Annotated in this window: 26 protein-coding genes; 12 read left to right on the top strand and 14 right to left on the bottom strand. The window is 45.4% G+C overall.

Annotated elements, in window-relative coordinates:
* The first annotated feature begins 85 nt into the window (after positions 1–85).
* Complete coding sequence (locus RS881_RS39180) at positions 86–1,699, top strand: M20/M25/M40 family metallo-hydrolase (RefSeq protein WP_315815747.1); 1,614 nt, start codon at positions 86–88, stop codon at positions 1,697–1,699.
* 272 nt (positions 1,700–1,971) lie between these two features.
* On the opposite strand, the gene RS881_RS39175 is transcribed toward RS881_RS39180, so the two are convergent.
* From RS881_RS39175 to RS881_RS39160, 4 genes are all read right to left on the bottom strand, one after another.
* A complete protein-coding gene (locus RS881_RS39175; RefSeq protein ID WP_315815746.1) occupies positions 1,972–2,817 on the bottom strand; it encodes a hypothetical protein in 846 nt (281 codons plus the stop codon).
* A gap of 237 nt (positions 2,818–3,054) precedes the next feature.
* On the bottom strand, positions 3,055–3,591 hold the full coding sequence (locus tag RS881_RS39170; protein ID WP_315815745.1) for a hypothetical protein: 537 nt from the start codon (positions 3,589–3,591) through the stop codon (positions 3,055–3,057).
* Positions 3,572–3,712: a hypothetical protein gene (locus RS881_RS39165; RefSeq protein ID WP_315815744.1), complete on the bottom strand. Its 141-nt coding sequence runs from the start codon at positions 3,710–3,712 to the stop codon at positions 3,572–3,574. Before RS881_RS39165 ends, RS881_RS39170 begins: the two co-directional genes overlap by 20 nt.
* Positions 3,699–4,229: a hypothetical protein gene (locus tag RS881_RS39160; RefSeq protein ID WP_315815743.1), complete on the bottom strand. Its 531-nt coding sequence runs from the start codon at positions 4,227–4,229 to the stop codon at positions 3,699–3,701. The genes RS881_RS39165 and RS881_RS39160 overlap by 14 nt, the downstream gene beginning before the upstream one ends.
* Positions 4,230–4,469: 240 nt before the next feature.
* Between RS881_RS39160 and RS881_RS39155 the strand changes: the two genes are divergently transcribed.
* The 4 genes from RS881_RS39155 to infC all read left to right on the top strand — a co-directional run bounded on the left by RS881_RS39155 (position 4,470) and on the right by infC (position 7,151).
* The gene (locus RS881_RS39155; protein ID WP_315815742.1) at positions 4,470–5,351 is read left to right on the top strand and encodes a TGS domain-containing protein; all 882 of its coding nucleotides are present in this window, start codon (positions 4,470–4,472) and stop codon (positions 5,349–5,351) included.
* A complete protein-coding gene (locus RS881_RS39150) occupies positions 5,345–6,010 on the top strand; it encodes an aminoacyl--tRNA ligase-related protein (protein ID WP_315815741.1) in 666 nt (221 codons plus the stop codon). Before RS881_RS39155 ends, RS881_RS39150 begins: the two co-directional genes overlap by 7 nt.
* Positions 6,007–6,402: a His/Gly/Thr/Pro-type tRNA ligase C-terminal domain-containing protein gene (locus tag RS881_RS39145; RefSeq protein WP_315815740.1), complete on the top strand. Its 396-nt coding sequence runs from the start codon at positions 6,007–6,009 to the stop codon at positions 6,400–6,402. The genes RS881_RS39150 and RS881_RS39145 overlap by 4 nt, the downstream gene beginning before the upstream one ends.
* Positions 6,403–6,545: 143 nt before the next feature.
* Positions 6,546–7,151, top strand: a complete 606-nt coding sequence (infC, locus tag RS881_RS39140) for a translation initiation factor IF-3 (protein WP_315815739.1) — start codon at positions 6,546–6,548, stop codon at positions 7,149–7,151.
* A gap of 142 nt (positions 7,152–7,293) precedes the next feature.
* Here infC and RS881_RS39135 read toward each other — a convergent pair whose 3' ends face one another.
* Together RS881_RS39135 and RS881_RS39130 are read right to left on the bottom strand one after the other, a co-directional pair.
* Positions 7,294–8,286, bottom strand: a complete 993-nt coding sequence (locus tag RS881_RS39135) for an OmpA family protein (RefSeq protein WP_315815738.1) — start codon at positions 8,284–8,286, stop codon at positions 7,294–7,296.
* Between the two features lie 178 nt (positions 8,287–8,464).
* On the bottom strand, positions 8,465–8,587 hold the full coding sequence (locus tag RS881_RS39130; protein WP_315815737.1) for a hypothetical protein: 123 nt from the start codon (positions 8,585–8,587) through the stop codon (positions 8,465–8,467).
* 20 nt (positions 8,588–8,607) lie between these two features.
* On the opposite strand from RS881_RS39130, the gene RS881_RS39125 reads away from it, so the two are divergent.
* Both RS881_RS39125 and RS881_RS39120 read left to right on the top strand, forming a co-directional pair.
* Complete coding sequence (locus RS881_RS39125; RefSeq protein ID WP_315815736.1) at positions 8,608–9,063, top strand: MmcQ/YjbR family DNA-binding protein; 456 nt, start codon at positions 8,608–8,610, stop codon at positions 9,061–9,063.
* A gap of 54 nt (positions 9,064–9,117) precedes the next feature.
* Positions 9,118–9,570 carry a transmembrane 220 family protein gene (locus RS881_RS39120; RefSeq protein ID WP_315815735.1) on the top strand — a complete coding sequence of 151 codons (453 nt, stop codon included), beginning with the start codon at positions 9,118–9,120 and terminating at the stop codon, positions 9,568–9,570.
* Between the two features lie 139 nt (positions 9,571–9,709).
* On the opposite strand, the gene RS881_RS39115 is transcribed toward RS881_RS39120, so the two are convergent.
* The 7 genes from RS881_RS39115 to RS881_RS39085 all read right to left on the bottom strand — a co-directional run bounded on the left by RS881_RS39115 (position 9,710) and on the right by RS881_RS39085 (position 13,012).
* Positions 9,710–10,156, bottom strand: coding sequence for a hypothetical protein (locus RS881_RS39115; protein WP_315815734.1), 447 nt, complete (start codon positions 10,154–10,156; stop codon positions 9,710–9,712).
* Between the two features lie 33 nt (positions 10,157–10,189).
* A complete protein-coding gene (locus tag RS881_RS39110; protein ID WP_315815733.1) occupies positions 10,190–10,615 on the bottom strand; it encodes a c-type cytochrome in 426 nt (141 codons plus the stop codon).
* 163 nt (positions 10,616–10,778) lie between these two features.
* The gene (locus RS881_RS39105) at positions 10,779–10,994 is read right to left on the bottom strand and encodes a hypothetical protein (protein WP_315815732.1); all 216 of its coding nucleotides are present in this window, start codon (positions 10,992–10,994) and stop codon (positions 10,779–10,781) included.
* Between the two features lie 16 nt (positions 10,995–11,010).
* Complete coding sequence (locus tag RS881_RS39100; RefSeq protein WP_315815731.1) at positions 11,011–11,355, bottom strand: hypothetical protein; 345 nt, start codon at positions 11,353–11,355, stop codon at positions 11,011–11,013.
* Entirely contained in the window at positions 11,346–11,519 is a 174-nt protein-coding gene (locus RS881_RS39095; RefSeq protein WP_315815730.1) for a hypothetical protein, read from the bottom strand. Before RS881_RS39095 ends, RS881_RS39100 begins: the two co-directional genes overlap by 10 nt.
* Positions 11,520–11,709: 190 nt before the next feature.
* Positions 11,710–12,423 (bottom strand): ThuA domain-containing protein, encoded by a 714-nt coding sequence (locus RS881_RS39090; protein WP_315815729.1) that lies wholly within the window; start codon positions 12,421–12,423, stop codon positions 11,710–11,712.
* Positions 12,356–13,012: a ThuA domain-containing protein gene (locus RS881_RS39085; protein WP_315815728.1), complete on the bottom strand. Its 657-nt coding sequence runs from the start codon at positions 13,010–13,012 to the stop codon at positions 12,356–12,358. Before RS881_RS39085 ends, RS881_RS39090 begins: the two co-directional genes overlap by 68 nt.
* A 369-nt stretch (positions 13,013–13,381) precedes the next feature.
* Here RS881_RS39085 and rpmI point away from each other — a divergent pair, with 369 nt between their 5' ends.
* The 5 genes from rpmI to RS881_RS39060 all read left to right on the top strand — a co-directional run bounded on the left by rpmI (position 13,382) and on the right by RS881_RS39060 (position 15,560).
* A complete protein-coding gene (gene rpmI / locus RS881_RS39080; protein ID WP_315815727.1) occupies positions 13,382–13,579 on the top strand; it encodes a 50S ribosomal protein L35 in 198 nt (65 codons plus the stop codon).
* Positions 13,580–13,662: 83 nt separating this feature from the next.
* Positions 13,663–14,007: a 50S ribosomal protein L20 gene (gene rplT, locus RS881_RS39075; protein ID WP_315815726.1), complete on the top strand. Its 345-nt coding sequence runs from the start codon at positions 13,663–13,665 to the stop codon at positions 14,005–14,007.
* Positions 14,008–14,163: 156 nt separating this feature from the next.
* Positions 14,164–14,439 (top strand): hypothetical protein, encoded by a 276-nt coding sequence (locus RS881_RS39070; protein WP_315815725.1) that lies wholly within the window; start codon positions 14,164–14,166, stop codon positions 14,437–14,439.
* Positions 14,405–15,097, top strand: coding sequence for a type III PLP-dependent enzyme domain-containing protein (locus RS881_RS39065; protein ID WP_315815724.1), 693 nt, complete (start codon positions 14,405–14,407; stop codon positions 15,095–15,097). Before RS881_RS39070 ends, RS881_RS39065 begins: the two co-directional genes overlap by 35 nt.
* Before the next feature lie 40 nt (positions 15,098–15,137).
* Complete coding sequence (locus tag RS881_RS39060; RefSeq protein ID WP_315815723.1) at positions 15,138–15,560, top strand: type III PLP-dependent enzyme domain-containing protein; 423 nt, start codon at positions 15,138–15,140, stop codon at positions 15,558–15,560.
* 81 nt (positions 15,561–15,641) lie between these two features.
* Here RS881_RS39060 and RS881_RS39055 read toward each other — a convergent pair whose 3' ends face one another.
* The gene (locus RS881_RS39055; RefSeq protein ID WP_315815722.1) at positions 15,642–16,217 is read right to left on the bottom strand and encodes an RNA polymerase sigma factor; all 576 of its coding nucleotides are present in this window, start codon (positions 16,215–16,217) and stop codon (positions 15,642–15,644) included.
* Between the last annotated feature and the right edge of the window lie 290 nt (positions 16,218–16,507).

Raw genomic sequence — 16,507 nt, 5'->3', positions numbered from 1 at the left:
TATTTAAACAAATTGTCTTGTTGGGTCTTCGCTTTACAGCAGGAATGCCCTAGTTTTCCCGTCCAACCAATAAAATTTATCACTAATGAGAAAATTGCTATTCACCGGGGCTGCTTTCCTGGTTAGCTATCTGTCCATGGCCCAGGAAAAACTGGATGCCGATATGGTACAAAAGATACGCGCCGAGGGGCTCAATAATTCCAAAGTGATGGACATTGTTTTCTACCTCACCGAAGTAAGCGGTCCCCGCCTCAACAATTCACCTGGCTACCTGCGTGCTGCTAATTGGGCCAAAGCCGAGCTTGCCAAATTTGGCGCTGAAGGTGCTCAACTGGAATCCTGGGGCGAATGGGGTAAGGGCTGGGAACTGGAAAAATCTTATGTAGCCATGACGGCCCCTTACTATAAGCCGCTGATTGCCTTCCCCAAAACCTGGACTTCCAGCAGCAAAGGATTGAAGAGTGCTGAGGTGATCATTTTGAACGCCAAAGATTCTACCGAATTACAAGCTTATAAAGGAAAACTGAAAGGCAAGCTGGTTCTGTTGCCCCGTACCGATACCCTGAAGCCTACTTATAAGACAGACGGCAGCCGTTATACCGAAGAAGAGCTGGGCAAGATGGCGGCGTTCGATCCCAAAAATGTTCCTACCCGTGATGTTCGTGGTGGTGGCGGACCAGGCGGCCCGCGTGGTGGTTTTGGTGCTGCCATGGCATTGCAAGGCAAGATCAGGGAATTGGCCAAAGTCGAAGGTGCGTTGGCTTTATTGAGTACCAGCCCTCGTGGCCGTGATGGTACTTTATTTGTACAGGGTGGTGGTGCTTACATTGGGTCGGCTCCCGAAAACTTCCTGGATATTATGCTGGCCTATGAAGATTATATGTCGCTCCAAAGACTGGTTAGCGCTAATATACCTGTGAAGATTGATGTGGATGTAAAATCAAAGTTCTATACCAATGACCTGAAAGGATACAATGTGGTTGCGGAGATCAAGGGTACCGATCCTCAACTGAAAGAAGAACTGGTTATGTTGGGTGGTCACCTGGATTCCTGGCATGGGTCAGTAGGGGCCACGGATAATGCAGCCGGCTGTGCGGTGATGATGGAAGCCATCCGCATCCTGAAAGCATTGAATATAAAACCGCGTCGTACCATTCGCATTGCTTTATGGGGTGGGGAAGAGCAGGGCTTGCATGGGTCGCGCAACTATGTGCGCAACCATTTTACCGATACCGCTACCCGCCGCTTCAATGCAGCTGGTGATAAAGTGGCTGCTTATTTTAACCTCGATAATGGTACGGGTAAGATCAGGGGTATTTATACCCAGGGTAATGAAGGGGTGAAGCCTATTTTTGCCGAGTGGCTGAAACCTTTTAATGATCTGGGCGCTACCACGGTTACCCTGCAAAATACCGGCGGTACCGATCACCTGTCATTTGATGGCATTGGGTTGGCTGGTTTTCAGTTCATCCAGGATGAAATAGAATACAATACCCGCACGCACCATACGAATATGGATTCTTATGATCACCTGCAGGCTGATGACCTGAAGCAGGCTGCAACGGTGATCGCTTCTTTGTTTATCATGCAGCCCAGCGCGATGAAAAATTGCCACGCAAAGCGCCTGCTCAGGGTACACAAGGAAGGCAAGGGTTTTAAGGAGAGAATACAGAATGAAGATTCAATATCGTTAAGTTAAGAAAGCTTTTGCCAGTTACAAAGGTGGCCCACTCTGCAGCGCTGCATTAGCCGGGCGGTAGCGTGACTCACCTTAAAGGTGTGACAAGCTTAATTGAACGAGATTGAATGTGGAATACAGAATGCAGAATTTAGAATACAAAAGAATTCAACACCCCGAAGATCTCATCAGCAGATGATCATTCTTCCGGACGTTCTGTTTTATTTACAATCTAAACTCTTGAAACACTAATTCATCGAAGCAAACGCATTGCCGATTCACGATTGGCGACATCACTGCGTATACTTAAACTTCACCACTGCACTCTTTTGTTCACTGGATGAAAGTCGTACTTCATACCGTTTTTTACCGGCTGTGATCACCATGAGTGAGGTATTGGGAGGGATGCGGCCCAGGTTTTCGGCATACATCATCAATTCATATTCAGTATTGGGAAAAGCATTGAATTGTAAGGTGAGCGGTTTGTCTGTAAGCCTTTTCTTATGCAGCAATAAGGTATTGTTCAGGAATACACTTACTGTATCATCATCGATCTCTGCATTGTCATACAATTCAATTTTGATAGCCGACGTGTCAATCACCACCGTTTGCACAATTTCCTTTTCCCGGTTTTGCAGTTTCAGATTTTTCTGCACATTCACTAAGGTATCGCTTTGAAATACATCAACAGGGAAAGTGGGTACAGCCTCCCGGTTCAAGGTGATCTTGCCCGGTGGGCAGGCATTGTTATTGCCCATTTCATGTCCTTGCCATTCGCCCAGTAAGGCTTCCTGACCGCCATTTTTAGACCAGGTAAGGTCGTATGTCTTGATACAAGGAATGCAATTGGCAGGAACGCTGTATTGCAATACGGCGCTTTCTGTGATCACCATCCGTTTATTCAATGGATTGTATCGGCCCGTGAAATTGATCTTGGTGTATTGCTTATTGTCAATATAACTGTAGGCATTGCCCATGATCTCTTTTTCATTGGACCAGGTAATATGCATCTCCAGGTAATATTCAGGAAAACAGCCTTGCGAACCTTGTGTGCGTTTACCTCGCCAGATGCCAGTAAGGGACTGTGCTGCCAGGGAGCTACTACAGATAACCAATAAGCAAAGCAGGAGAAAACGCATCCGGGGATTTTAATGGAAATTAATAACTACTACAATGTCCACCATGGTAATTTATGTGAACGGTATCGCTGATTATTGGATTAAGAGGATTTCGCAGATTTGATAAAAGCGGCTATTAGTGCGCCATATCCTAATCATTTATTCAGTGCTTTTTATCAATGAAATCCAGTAAGTCTTATTGATCAACGATCCCCATCAGTGTAATCCCTAAAATCCTTCTATCAGCGATTTGTTTCTTCAACGTTGATACTTAAAGTTCACTACTGCATTCTTCTGTTCTGTGGAGGTGATCCGCACTTCATACTGCTGTTTCCCGGCCTCAACAACCATCAGTGAAGTATTGGGAGGTATTTCTCCCAGGTTTTCCGCTACCATCACTAATTCATGGAAATTGTTGTCGTCATCCAGCTTGAAGCTTAAAGTGATCGCTTTTTCTGTCAATCTTTTCTTAGAGAGGACCAGCTTTTTATCCAGGTATACCGAAATCGTATCATTGTCTACAGCGCCATTATCGTAAATCTTGATATATACCTCATTGGCATTGGTAGTAATGGTTTTCACCAGCTCATTTTCCCGGGTGATTAATATTTTAGGGGTAGGAACTGCGGGGGCTGCTACAACAGGTTTTTCTATTTTTTTAGAACTGTCGATAGTAATGGGTTTGGTGGTTGGTTTTATTTCCGGGGCCTGGGCAACCGGTGGATTTTTCTTGGGCGTTGTTTTCTTGACGATCGCATTGGTTTTGGGAACTGTTTTAACAGGCGGTGTAGCCACTGGTTTTTACCGGTGTGGTGGTTTTGGCTATGGTACCGGGTTGCTTTTTAGCGATACCAGATTTGGTTTCCGGCGTTGTCTTCCTGGCAATGGTGCTGCTATCGGGTTTAGGCGTCACCAAAGGTTTCTTTTTCCGCTTCCTTTTCCCGTTCTACCAGGAAAGGTTCTTTATAAAAATCGGAGGTGACTACTTTTCGCAGGAATACTGTACCCTTGCCGCAATCGGAAGAATCGCTGGTTTTCATGCTGGAGTAGGTGCCTTCCAGGAATTCTTCTTCTCCCACCTTGGAATATTGCAGGAATAAGGTCATGATACAAATACCGCCTCCGCTACTCATACGTTGTTCTACAATCTTGATCTCTTCCAGTAAAACTTTATGCGTTTTGGGATTTACTGTACCCTCACAGGTGGCTTTACCATAAAAAACGGTGGTGAGATATGAATAGGTAACGCCAGAGAAACGTTTATCCTGCTGGTCTATCTGTACTTCAAACTTATACCGGTCATCCTGGCCCAGCATTTCCATCAACCGGTTCTTGACGGTTGACCTAAATCCTCCTCTCCAGATGCCCGTCAGATCCTGGGCCGATGCGGAAATACTGATACAACAAATCGTAAAAAGTAAAAATCGCTTCATGAATAGTAGCCTCACGTTGGCAAATTAATTAAATTCTTAGTTTATTACGACAAATATCGTATGTCGCAGTCTGCAAAAGTTCGTTAAATTTGCGGTCTTTCGGATATGGGACAACAGGATGCGGGCTCAAGATACGTGTTTCACCAATACGATCATCTACCCTGCATCCCGGAGGCAGCATGAACAGTTAGCTCATACCGTATGTTAGTAATCATTCAATAGAAACGGCAATAATAACAAATGATCAAAATTACATTACCGGACGGAGCAGTACGGGAATATGAAGCAGGTGTTTCTGCTTTAGACATCGCCAAATCGATCAGTGAAGGGCTGGCCAGGAAAGTATTGGCCGCCAATGTGAACGGACAGGTATGGGATGCTACGCGCCCCATTCAGGAAGATGCAGCGCTTAAATTATTGACCTGGGATGATGATGGTGGTAAGAGCACCTTCTGGCATTCCTCTGCCCACTTGATGGCAGAGGCGGTAGAAGACCTGTTTCCCGGCGCGAAGTTCTGGGTAGGACCTGCCATTGAAAAAGGCTTTTATTATGATATCGACCTGGGTGGCCGCCAAATCTCAGAAGATGACCTGCGCAAGCTGGAAAAGAAGATGGGTGAGCTGGCCAAACAAAACAATAGTTATGTACGGAAAGCCATGCCCAAGGCCGAAGCTGTTCAGTATTTTACTGAAAAAGGGGATGAATACAAGCTGGACCTGTTGAGCAACCTCAACGACGGCGAGATCACTTTTTATTCCCAGGGTACTTTTACCGACCTGTGCCGTGGACCGCATATCCCTACTACTGCTCCCATCAAGGCCATCAAGCTGACCAATATTGCCGGCGCTTACTGGAAAAATGACGCCAACAATAAGCAATTAACGCGTATTTACGGGGTTACTTTTCCTTCGCAAAAGGAATTGGATGAATACCTGGCGATGCTGGAAGAGGCCAAAAAACGCGATCACCGCAAGTTGGGCAAGGAATTGGGGATCTTTACCATGGATGATGATGTGGGCCCTGGTTTACCCCTCTGGATGCCCAATGGCACCATTATAATTGAGGAGTTGGAAGAACTGGCTAAGGAAACGGAGATCAAAGGTGGTTATAAAGGGTGGTGACCCCGCATATTGCCAAGGAAAGTATGTACCTCACCAGTGGGCATCTGCCTTATTATCAAGACAGTATGTTCCCTCCCATGGAGCTGGACGGTACCAAATACTACCTGAAGGCCATGAATTGTCCGCATCACCATAAGATCTTTGCAGCCGAACCCAGGAGCTATAAGGAACTGCCATTGCGCCTGGCGGAATATGGCACCTGCTATCGATATGAGCAAAGCGGGGAGCTGTTTGGATTGATGCGCGTGCGCTGTTTGCACATGAACGATGCCCATATCTATTGTACCCGGGAGCAGTTTGCGCAGGAGTTCAGGGCTGTTAATGACATGTATATCAAGTACTTTAAGATATTTGGTATTGATAAATACGTGATGCGTTTATCATTGCACGAGCCTTCCAAGCTGGGGCAGAAGTACATCAACGAGCCGGAATTGTGGCTGGAAACGGAAGAAATGGTGCGGCAGGTACTGAAGGAGTCAAATATTCCTTATATCGAAGTACCTGATGAGGGCGCCTTTTATGGCCCAAAGATCGACGTACAGATCTGGAGCACCATTGGGCGTGAATTTACGCTGGCCACCAACCAGGTGGATTTTGCTCAGGGACGCAGGTTCAAGCTGGAATTTACCAATAAGGAGAATTCCCCGAAACGCCCTTGATCATTCACCGGGCTCCCCTGGGGACCCACGAACGCTTTATCGGGTTCCTGCTGGAGCATTATGCCGGAAAGTTCCCAGCCTGGCTGGCGCCGGTACAGGTGAAGGTTTTGCCCATTAGTGATAAGTTCTTACCTTATGCAAATTCTATTTTAGAATCCCTGAAAAATGCGGATATTCGTGGAGAGGTCGATGACCGCAATGAGAAAATAGGTAAGAAGATCCGGGATACTGAACTGATGAAAGTGCCATATATGCTGGTAGTTGGGGAGAAGGAGATGAATGAAGGCAAAGTGGCTATCCGTCGTCAGGGTAAGGGTGATACAGGGGTAAAACCGATTGATGAGTTCATCGCAGAATTGTCGGCCGAGATCAAGGAAAGAAGAGGCGAATAACGGTATAATAGACGCAACGATGTAAGCATAAACGTACTCAATATTTATCCCGGTCATTGCCGGGCATGCAGTTCACCTCCGGCTGGTGAATGCAGGGAAAACAAAGATGCCGGTATTTAAAATTATTCACGTAAAAATTGTAAATGGCATTTCCACCGAGACCTCCGAGAGGTAATTTCAATCCACGTTTTAGAAAAGAACAACAACAAGAACACCGTACCAACCACATGATCCGCGTACCACAAGTACGTTTGGTTGGCGACAATGTAACAGTAGGGGTATACTCTACGCAGGAAGCGCAGAAAATGGCGCAGGATCAGGGACTTGACCTGGTAGAGATCTCACCACAGGCAGACCCACCAGTATGTAAAATCATCGATTATAATAAATTTCTGTACGAGAAGAAGAAGAAGGAAAAGGAGATGAAGGCCAATAGTAAAACGGCTGAAGTAAAAGAGATCCGTTTTACACCTGGTACAGATGATCACGACTTTGACTTTAAAGCCCGCCATGCGGAATCATTTCTGAAGGAAGGCAACAAAGTAAAAGCGTATGTGCAGTTCAAAGGACGCGCCATCATGTTCAAGGAAAGAGGTGAGCTGGTTCTTTTGAAGTTTGCAGAGCGCCTGGCCGAAATAGGACAACCCGAAGGTATGCCTAAGTTGGAAGGTAAGCGTATGTTGATGATCCTGGCACCAAAGGGCAAGCAAAAGAAGCCGAAAGACGCAAAGAGTAGCCTGCGCTACTGATCATATTAAAAAAGCATCCTGCCTTGGCGGGATGCTTTTTATTTGGGCATGTCAGGCAGCGCTTGTCGACTTTCAGCCTTGTCGAAGGTGGCCCACCTTTCGTCTAAGGGAGCTTGCCGAAGTCGGCTTTCCTATAATGGCGTTACAACCTAATAAACTCCACGCGCCTGTTATTGGCCTTGCCAGTGGGCGTATCGTTTTTATCAGTAGGCTGTGATTCCCCTTTACCATCTGTTTCCAGGCGGGAGGCATCAATGCCAAACTCTTTTGATAAGGCTGTCTTTACAGCCGCAGCACGGCGTTTGGAAAGGTCCATATTGGCCTGTTCTTCCCCATCACTATCCGTATGGCCAATGATCTTTACTTTCACCTCTTTGTTTTCTGTAAGCACAGTAGCAATTTCCTTTAACACCCCATAAGAGTCGGGTTTGATCCGGTCACTGTTTACATCGAATAAGATGCCATGCGTTACAAAACGTCCTTCTGTGATCAGTTTATTGCGTGTATCAGGCGCTCCCACCGCGAGCCGTAGGTTATGGATCAGGTAGCGGTCCTCGGCTTTGTCGGTTCTCCCTGTCATGAATAGAAGCGTATTGTATTTTTGATCTGTTTCAAAAGCACGGGGAATATCCCATACTTTCTCTTCATTGAGGTATACCCGTAAGCGCTGCTTCTGACGCCATACAGAAACCTTTACGTAGTTATTGGTCTTATTATGGAATTGAGGTGTGCTGCTTTCATTGTGCAATCCTTCTGTACCACCATCCCAAACCGTCAAGCCCGTATGACCACGATTGTTCCCTGCTTCCAAAGGATGTATCCATACTTCCACCCCTTCACGTTTGGCCGTGCCTAAATACTTGTAATTGTGAAAGTCTTTCCGGTTGGCCAGGGCTACCATGTACAAATGAAGTTCGGTAGAGTAGTAGCTGTATTCTGTGTTGCACATCACCTCAAATTCAAGGGTGAAGTTTTCGGGCAGGGAGGTGATGAATTCCGGCATAAATACACCCTCTTTGGCCAGCGATAACCATTTGCCGGTTTTGCCTTCTACTGTAACCAGCTCACCGGTGGAATTCGTATTCCATTTATCGGGAAAATCACCCAGGACATCTTGTGAGAAATCTTCTTCCACCAGGATCTTATCGCCGGGAACAAAATCAAATTTGCTGTAGCTTTTAAGGCTGCCTGGCTTACCATTGCTACCATTGTTGTTATTGGACCCTTCTGTAGGATCGGATGTTTCGCTACCAGTTTTTCCCTTTTCCTTTTGGGTTTCTTATTGCCATCTACTGCATCGTCAATTGCCTTATCTACCTTTTGATCAAGCTTTTGCTCAGCTTTTGTTGCGCCCGGTTGGCAATACGCTTGAGTAGCTGCGCCTGCGTGAAATGTGTACAACATACAATCACTGCCAGGAGGGTGAGCTTTTTCATGATCACAGGTTTTAATAGTTGTGTTCACAATATTACGCCGCCTGCACAGCCGCCACAAGATGCCTTTGGTACTATTACATGTAGTTGTTTTTATCCAGGAAATTGTTTATAGCTTGCAAGCGTTTTTGGGAGAGGTGACACCTTTCGTTCTTCGCAGCAAAGGAAAGGTGTCACCTCCCGTTAATTATTTATACCTCAATATGGACATAGAATGGTTACAGAAAACCTGCCTTTCCTGGCCTGCCACGGAGGAAGAGGTGAAATGGGAAAATGCCCTGTGCTTTATGGTAGCACGAAAGATATTTTGCCTGGTTAGCCTGGATGAAAACCGGGTGTCTTTTAAAGTGCCCGATGAACAGTTTGAGGAGCTGTCGGGCACCGATGGATTCATTCCCGCACCCTACCTGGCCCGTGCCAAATGGGTTACTTTAGTGCAGTTAGAGAAAGTGAGTAAAAAGAACTGGCTGCTTACCTAAAACAATCGTATGACCTGATTAAGGCCAAATTGCCCAAAAAGGTGAAAGCCGAGTATGGTTTATAATGCTTTTGTATATTGGTGTATGAAAATCCTGAACCTGTTCTTTTGCCTTCTTTTTGTAATCAGCGCTGCCCTTCAGTACAATGATCCCGATCCTTATGTATGGGTTCCCATTTATAGTTATGGTGCCGTACTCTGCTGGCTGGCTTTCAGGGGCAGGTTTTATCCCCGGGCCTACCTGGCCGGAATGATCGTATACACCCTCTATGCCGGTTATTTATTCTTTACCAACGATGGCGTGCTGGATTGGATCAACAAACACGATGCCGAAAACATTGCACAAACCATGAAGGCCGAGCGTCCCTGGATTGAGGATACCCGCGAGTTCTTCGGATTGATGATACTCAACCTGGCTTTGGTCATAAATTATTGGTACCACAAGCGCATAAAAAACGCAGTTGATCTATTGACCAACTGCGTTAGCTCTTTAACTGCCGTTACCTGACCTGGATCCACTGAACCCCACCTGGCTGGTCTCTGTGGCATCAATTGGTTTGCTTACAATGTATAAGTTGTGTTTTTTACCGTCTGTTACTCCTTCAAAAGCAGTAGCCAATGCTTTGCTGGTAAAGGGTTTTTGTTCATTACCTGCTTGTTCTCCGCCGGGCAGTGTAATAGCTCCCAGTTTTTACCACCAGGCCCATCCAGGTGAAACTCGAAGCTATAACCCGATTGAGCCGGTTTTCCCATACCAGGTTCAACGTGACATTGGTGATGCCTGTAAGGTCGACGGAGTCTATTACAAACCAGCCTGTAGTCTTAGGAGCCAGTAAGTAGCGCATGCCCTGTTTATCTTCGCTGGTATATTTTTCCTTCTTCTTGAGACCTTCTACGTATATTTTGCTATTGCGCAGTGCTACTACCTCGTTATTCGTCATGGGTTTAATATTATTGCCTCCCTTATCTGTATAACTGGCGCTCAGGTACAATATCCCATTGTCTTTTTCTGGTTTATTCAATGTAGGCTGCAAGGTGCCGGTAGCGGGTAAAGATTTCTTGGTTTGTTGTGCTGCGGTGAGCGATTGTATCAAGTCACGATCTGTTTAGCATCTGATTCTTTCAGGCTAGGGTGGGCGGCCATGGCCACCTCTCCCCCATACGCCACCTCCACCTTTGATGATCTTATCCACCAGGTAGGAAACAGCTTTAGGGTCTTTCTCGTATCGCTTGGCAACATCCTGGAAAGAAGGTCCGATTGATTTTTCATCTACTTTATGGCAGGTTTTACAATCCAGCGATAGCATCAGGTTTTTGCCCATGGTAGCTTCTGTGAGCACCTGGTGTCCCTGCGAAGCGCCTGCTTTATCACTTCCTTCTACATAATCAGCCGAAACGATCAGGTTATTGAGGTCTTTTACTTTAGCGGTATCGTCCTTGTCAACAATCTGCACACTATATTGCACGGGGCGACCGGCAAAGTAGAAGCTCTGGTTTCCCTGCAGTGTAATATTTACTGTAGGTGTTTCATTACCGGCATACACATTTACCACACTGCTTTTGGCCTTTGCTTTCTTATCATCAATTACATCTACTGAAATGGCATAATCTCCCGCTTTCTTGATGGTATATTCCAGTTTGGGTTCTGTAGTTTCCTGTATTGAATCGCCAATATGCCAGGTATACCGGAGGGCATCTTTTCAGGATCTTTGGCTATTACGGTGGCCCGCACCACAAAGGGAGTGCACCTGAAAATTTGTTTACTTCCAGGCTGTCTACCTTGGCAGGGCGGTTGCCTCCATTGTAATCTACCCGTGAAATGGCGGCATCCACATTTTTGCTGAACCAGCCAGTACCATATTCCAGCATGTACAATTTCCCATCGGGGCCTACTTCCAAATCGATCATGGAATTGAGTTTGGTATGTTCCATGAAAGGTTCCATTTTATCAAAATCCCCATTGGGTTTTAACGTCACCGTTTTTATCCACCCCGTACCCAATCATAAATGAACACCTTATTATTGTAATAGCTGGGAAGGCGGGTGCTATCCGGGAATAGATCGGTATAATAAGCAGGGCCTGCCATCGCATTACGCCCCCACTACCCACCTGCGGAAATTCGGTGGAATTGGCATACGGGTACCAGATAAAGGCCGGCTGGGCAGGTGGTAATGACTGTAAGCCGGTATTGTTGCGTGAATTATTAACTGGTTTGGCTGGATCATAGGAGCCTGCGGAAGCGCCCGTATTATAATTATAAGCGTGATAGGCGTAGTTGTTGCCTACGAACAAAGGCCATCCAAAAAGCCTGCTTTACGCGCCTGGTTTACCTCATCATAACCACGTGGACCGCGGCTGTCCAGGCTATCATTACTGGCATCTGGTCCTACTTCACCCCAATACAGGTAATTGTTCTTCTTGTCGACTGAGATACGGTAAGGATTGCGATTGCCCATTACATAGATCTCTGGTTTGGTATTGGGGTACCCTTGGCAAATAAATTGCCCGCTGGTATTTCATAAGTCCCATCCTCCTTCAGCTTAATTCGTAAGATCTTACCCCGCAAGTCATTGGTATTGCCAGAGGAACGGCGTGCATCATATTGCTGATGGCCTGGCCGGTCGTCCAGTGGACCAAAGCCATGATTTACATAGCGCTGCTTAGGCTCATCAAAGGGGTGGAGTTATCGCCTGTTGAAAGGAACAACTCATTTCCTTCACGTCCAAAGGCTATGGAACCGCCTGTATGGCAACAGATATCTCTTTGTGAATAAAACTGGAGGATGATCTTTTCCGACTTCATATCCAGTGTATCCTTTTCAAACTTGAAACGCGAAAGCCGGTTAACGGAAGTGTCCCTGGGGCTATAGAATACGTATACGAAGTGGTTCTGGGCAAAATTAGGATCGGCCTGCAGTCCCATAAACCCTTCTTCGGCATTTACATCTGGTACATTGGTTTTGTGGTATACATCCAGAAACCCCACCTGTTTAACACAGGCACAAGTGTCGAGCTTCTTATACAACAAAAGTTCTCCCCGCCGCTGGGCAACCAGGATATCCAGGTTGGGCAAAATGGTCATTTCAGTGGGTTCAAAGAACATTCCTTGCGCCAATACGGTTTTGGTGAAGCGATCTTCATCCGGCGTGCGGGCCGATTTAGCTTTTGAATAATCAAGTTTGTAGTTGTTGCCCATTGCATACCGGATACCTCCCAGCAGGTGCTTCAGGTAATTTTCTTCGGTAAAGGATTCTTCTGTGTGCCCCAGACCAGTATAGAAGGCGCGGCCACCATCAAAATCGCGGTACCAGGCCATGGGGTGGTTGTCGCCATTCTTGCCTCCCTGGTAACTTTTTTTCATCGATGGTGAGCACAACGTGTACACTCGAATCCAGGTTCTTATAATTGTACCATTCGTCTTTCCGTTGCCATTCATGAGGCAGGTGCCGGGTAGACAAATGGTTAGAATCCTTAACCAGCAATTTAGCTACCTGCTGTTCGGGGTGGCTTTCAAAATACCCTCCCACCAGGCGGCCGTACCATCCCCAGTCATATTCGGCATCGGCGGCGGCATGGATGCCTATATAGCCACCTCCGGATTGTATATACCGTTCAAAATCAGCTTCCTGGTATTGATTCAGCAAATCGCCTGTAGTATGCAGGAATATCACAGCTGCGTATTTGGCCAGGGAATCTTCATTAAAATAAGAGGCGTTTTCGGTGGTATCCACCACAAAGCCATTTTCCTGTCCCAGTTTGGAGATGGCAGCTATGCCCTGGGGGATGGATGTGTGCCGGAAGCCGGTGGATTTGGTGAAGAGCAGTACCCGGGCCTTGCCTGGGCGGGATTTATTACAACCAAACAGATTGAATACCAATGCTACGATAGCAAGTAACCAGAGCGTTTTTTCATATGCGAAGGGGATAGGTTTTAAAGATAAGGTTTTCAATACATTCAGAGTGTTATTGGTACACGTATAATTCCTGACAAAAAGTCTTTAACCAGTACTATAAGCATTTAGCTATAATTGTTGACTCGAATATGGTATATATAGTATTGATAATGAGATACTTACTTCTTTTTATCATTTTTCAGTACTTTTGCTAAGTTATTAAACCTGGTGTTTTCCAGCATAAATGGGAGGAATAGCTAATCTTTCTTTGGGAAATACTTCTCATTTGACGTCCTTTTTCCTACCTTTGCGCTCCATTTTCAGGTTTTATTCTTTTTTGAATAAGGCCACTATTGCCCACAAGGCCCAAAAAGTTCCCCGGAGGACCGGGGGCGCCAGCAGGGTGTAACAATTAAAGGTGTAAAAATGCCTAAAGTTAAAACAAACTCCAGTGCCAAGAAGAGGTTCAAAGTAACCGGCACCGGCAAGATCACTCACCAGAAGTCTTTCAAACGTCACATTCTTACCAAGAAATCCAACAAGCGTAAACGTGCCCTCGGCAAAGTTGGCATAGTACACAAATCCAACCTGGATTTCGTAAAACGCCTGTTGAGGCTGAAATAGGCTTCTAGCCGTTCGCTATTCACCTTCAAGGGAACGCCACGGCCTGGTAACAATTCAATTTTAACTTTCAAACTTATTAAGATATGCCACGTTCAGTAAATGCTGTAGCAAGCAGGGCACGCCGCAAAAGGATTTTAAAACAAGCCAAGGGCTTTTATGGCAAACGTAAGAATGTATATACCGTTGCCAAAAACGTACTGGAAAAAGGTCTCCAATACAGATATGTAGGCCGTAAGCTGAAGAAAAGGGAGTACCGCGCATTGTGGATCGCCCGTATCAATGCCGCCGTTCGTGAAGAAGGACTGACTTATTCCGTATTCATCAATAAGCTGGCTGTAAAGGGAATCACCCTGGATCGTAAAGTACTGGCCGACCTGGCCATGAATGAGCCAGATACCTTCAAGCTCCTGGTAGCTTCTGTAAAATAAGCTGCTTAACGATTTCATAATACTGAAAGCCGGGCGTTAAACAACGCCTGGCTTTTTTTGTTTGTAAAACCTACCAAACTGTTACTTTTGTATACTTTTTTGAATGGTGTTTTTTGCTAACTATTTAAATTCACTGCCATCAGCCAGAATCAGTTCATGAACAACTCGTACACCGACCTGGTGACGCAAACCTTTAACTTTCCACAGGAAGGGTTTGAAACGAAAGACAATAACCTCTTCTTTAATGGCCTTGATATAAAGGCGCTGATTGACAAGTACGGTACACCCATGAAGCTTACCTACCTGCCCAAGATCGGTATGCAGATCAAAAGGCCAAGAAGATGTTTGCCAATGCCATTAAAAAGCATCGGTATGAAGGGGAGTACAATTATTGTTATTGTACCAAGAGCTCCCACTTTTCTTTCGTGGTAGAAGAGGCGCTGAAACACGATATTCACCTGGAAACATCTTATGCTTACGATATAGAGATCATCAAAAGCTATACGAGAAGAAAAAGATCACCAAGGATACTTTTATCGTTTGTAACGGCTACAAGCAAAAGACTTATACCAGCCGCATCGCCCATTTGCTCAATACGGGCTTTAAAAATGTAGTGCCCGTACTGGACAACAAGGAAGAACTGCAGCAATATAAAAAGTCTGTCAAGGTTCCTTTCAAACTGGGAATACGCATAGCCGCTGAAGAAGAACCCACCTTTCCTTTCTATACCTCCCGCCTGGGTTTCAGGCCAAGGGATGTATTGGAATTCTATGTAGATAAGATCGAAGGCAATGAAGACAGGTTCCAATTAAAGATGTTGCATATTTTCCTCAACAAGGGAATTAAGGATGATATCTACTATTGGAGTGAGCTAAACAAGGTCATCAACTTGTATTGCCAGCTCAAGAAGATCTGTCCAGAACTGGATTCTATCAATATCGGAGGCGGTTTCCCCATCAAGCATTCCCTGGGCTTTGAGTATGACTACCAATTCATGATCAATGAGATCATTGGCAATATCAAGAAAGCCTGCAAAAGAACAATGTTCCCATGCCGCATATCTTCACCGAATTTGGTAGCTATACGGTAGGGGAGAGCATGGCCCATATATACAGTGTGATAGGACAAAAATGCAGAATGACCGGGAAACCTGGTATATGATCGACTCTTCCTTTATCACTACCTTGCCCGATACCTGGGGTATTGGTGAAAAGTTTCTGATGCTACCTATTAATAAATGGGATCAGGAATACCAGCGGGTGGTGTTGGGAGGTATTACCTGTGATAGCCATGATTACTATGATTCGGAAGAACATGTGAATGAGGTGTTCCTGCCCAAAATAAACAATGGCGAGCCCTTGTACCTGGGCTTCTTCCATACAGGGGCTTACCAGGACCAGATCAGCGGTTATGGAGGTATCAAACACTGTCTCATCCCTTCGCCCAAGCATGTAATTGTAGGGCATGATAAGAACGGTAAATTGGTAGATTGGGTATATGCCAAAGAGCAAACCGCCCAAAGTATGCTGAAGATCCTGGGATATGTAAAATAGATATTACATTACCTTACATAATAAGGGTGGGGCGCCTGCTGGCAAGCCTCGCCCTTTTCTTTTATACCCTGGTAGAGGGGCTTATTTTGCAAGGAACTCTTCCTGCCACAGATTGCGTAGTTTTTGGAGGGCTTCATGCAGGAGGTTGTATACGCTTTGGCGGGATACATTCATGAGCTCGGCAATTTGCCCATGATCGAGTTGTTGGAAGAACTTCAGGTAAATCACCTCATGTTGTCTTTTAGAGAGCTGGGATAAGGTTTTACGAAGGGCGGCTGCTCTTTCTTCGGACAGCTGCTTTTCAATGATCAGGCGTTCTATGGAAAACTCCTGTATGAAATCATAGCTGATCTGCCAATCAGCCATTTCTGTTCGCTGTGTTTGTTGATGGAGTGATTTGAGTACTTTGTTCTTGACAGCCCGCAATAGATAATATTTAATTGAGAGTATAGATGTTACATTCAGTCTTCGTTGCCAAAGGCTGATAAACACTTCCTGTATGGAATCCTTTACCAGGCTTTCATCCATTGTAAAACGAATGCCAAAGCTGTACAGGTTGGTATAATACTTTTTCATCAGCGCGGCAAGGGCTTGCTCATCGCTTTGTTGCAGTTGTTGCAGCCAATTTTGGTCGGCTTGTGCATCATTCTCTGGCATCAGCAATCACTTGGTTATGGAGCAGGTTGATCCGTTTAGGCAACCGGGTAACCTTACAATATTAGGATATAAACATTATTCAAAAACTATGCTGCACTAAAACACCTAATAGGAAATGCCTATTCAAAAGACGCATTCATACTGTGTAAAAGACAGCAAAACTCATTGTGTATGAGCAATGTTTAGACAGTATGGATAGTATCGTTGCTTTGTGCGAATAATTGTTAAAAACACCAATAACAGTTAAAATTGTATCACTGCCCGGATCGGCCATCTTTCTAAAAAAATAC

Origin of the sequence: Paraflavitalea speifideaquila, from assembly GCF_032395985.1 — a bacterium.
Taxonomy (GTDB): domain Bacteria; phylum Bacteroidota; class Bacteroidia; order Chitinophagales; family Chitinophagaceae; genus Paraflavitalea; species Paraflavitalea speifideaquila.
Note: the sequence above shows the minus strand (reverse complement) of the source record. Positions and strands in the feature narration are given on the sequence as shown.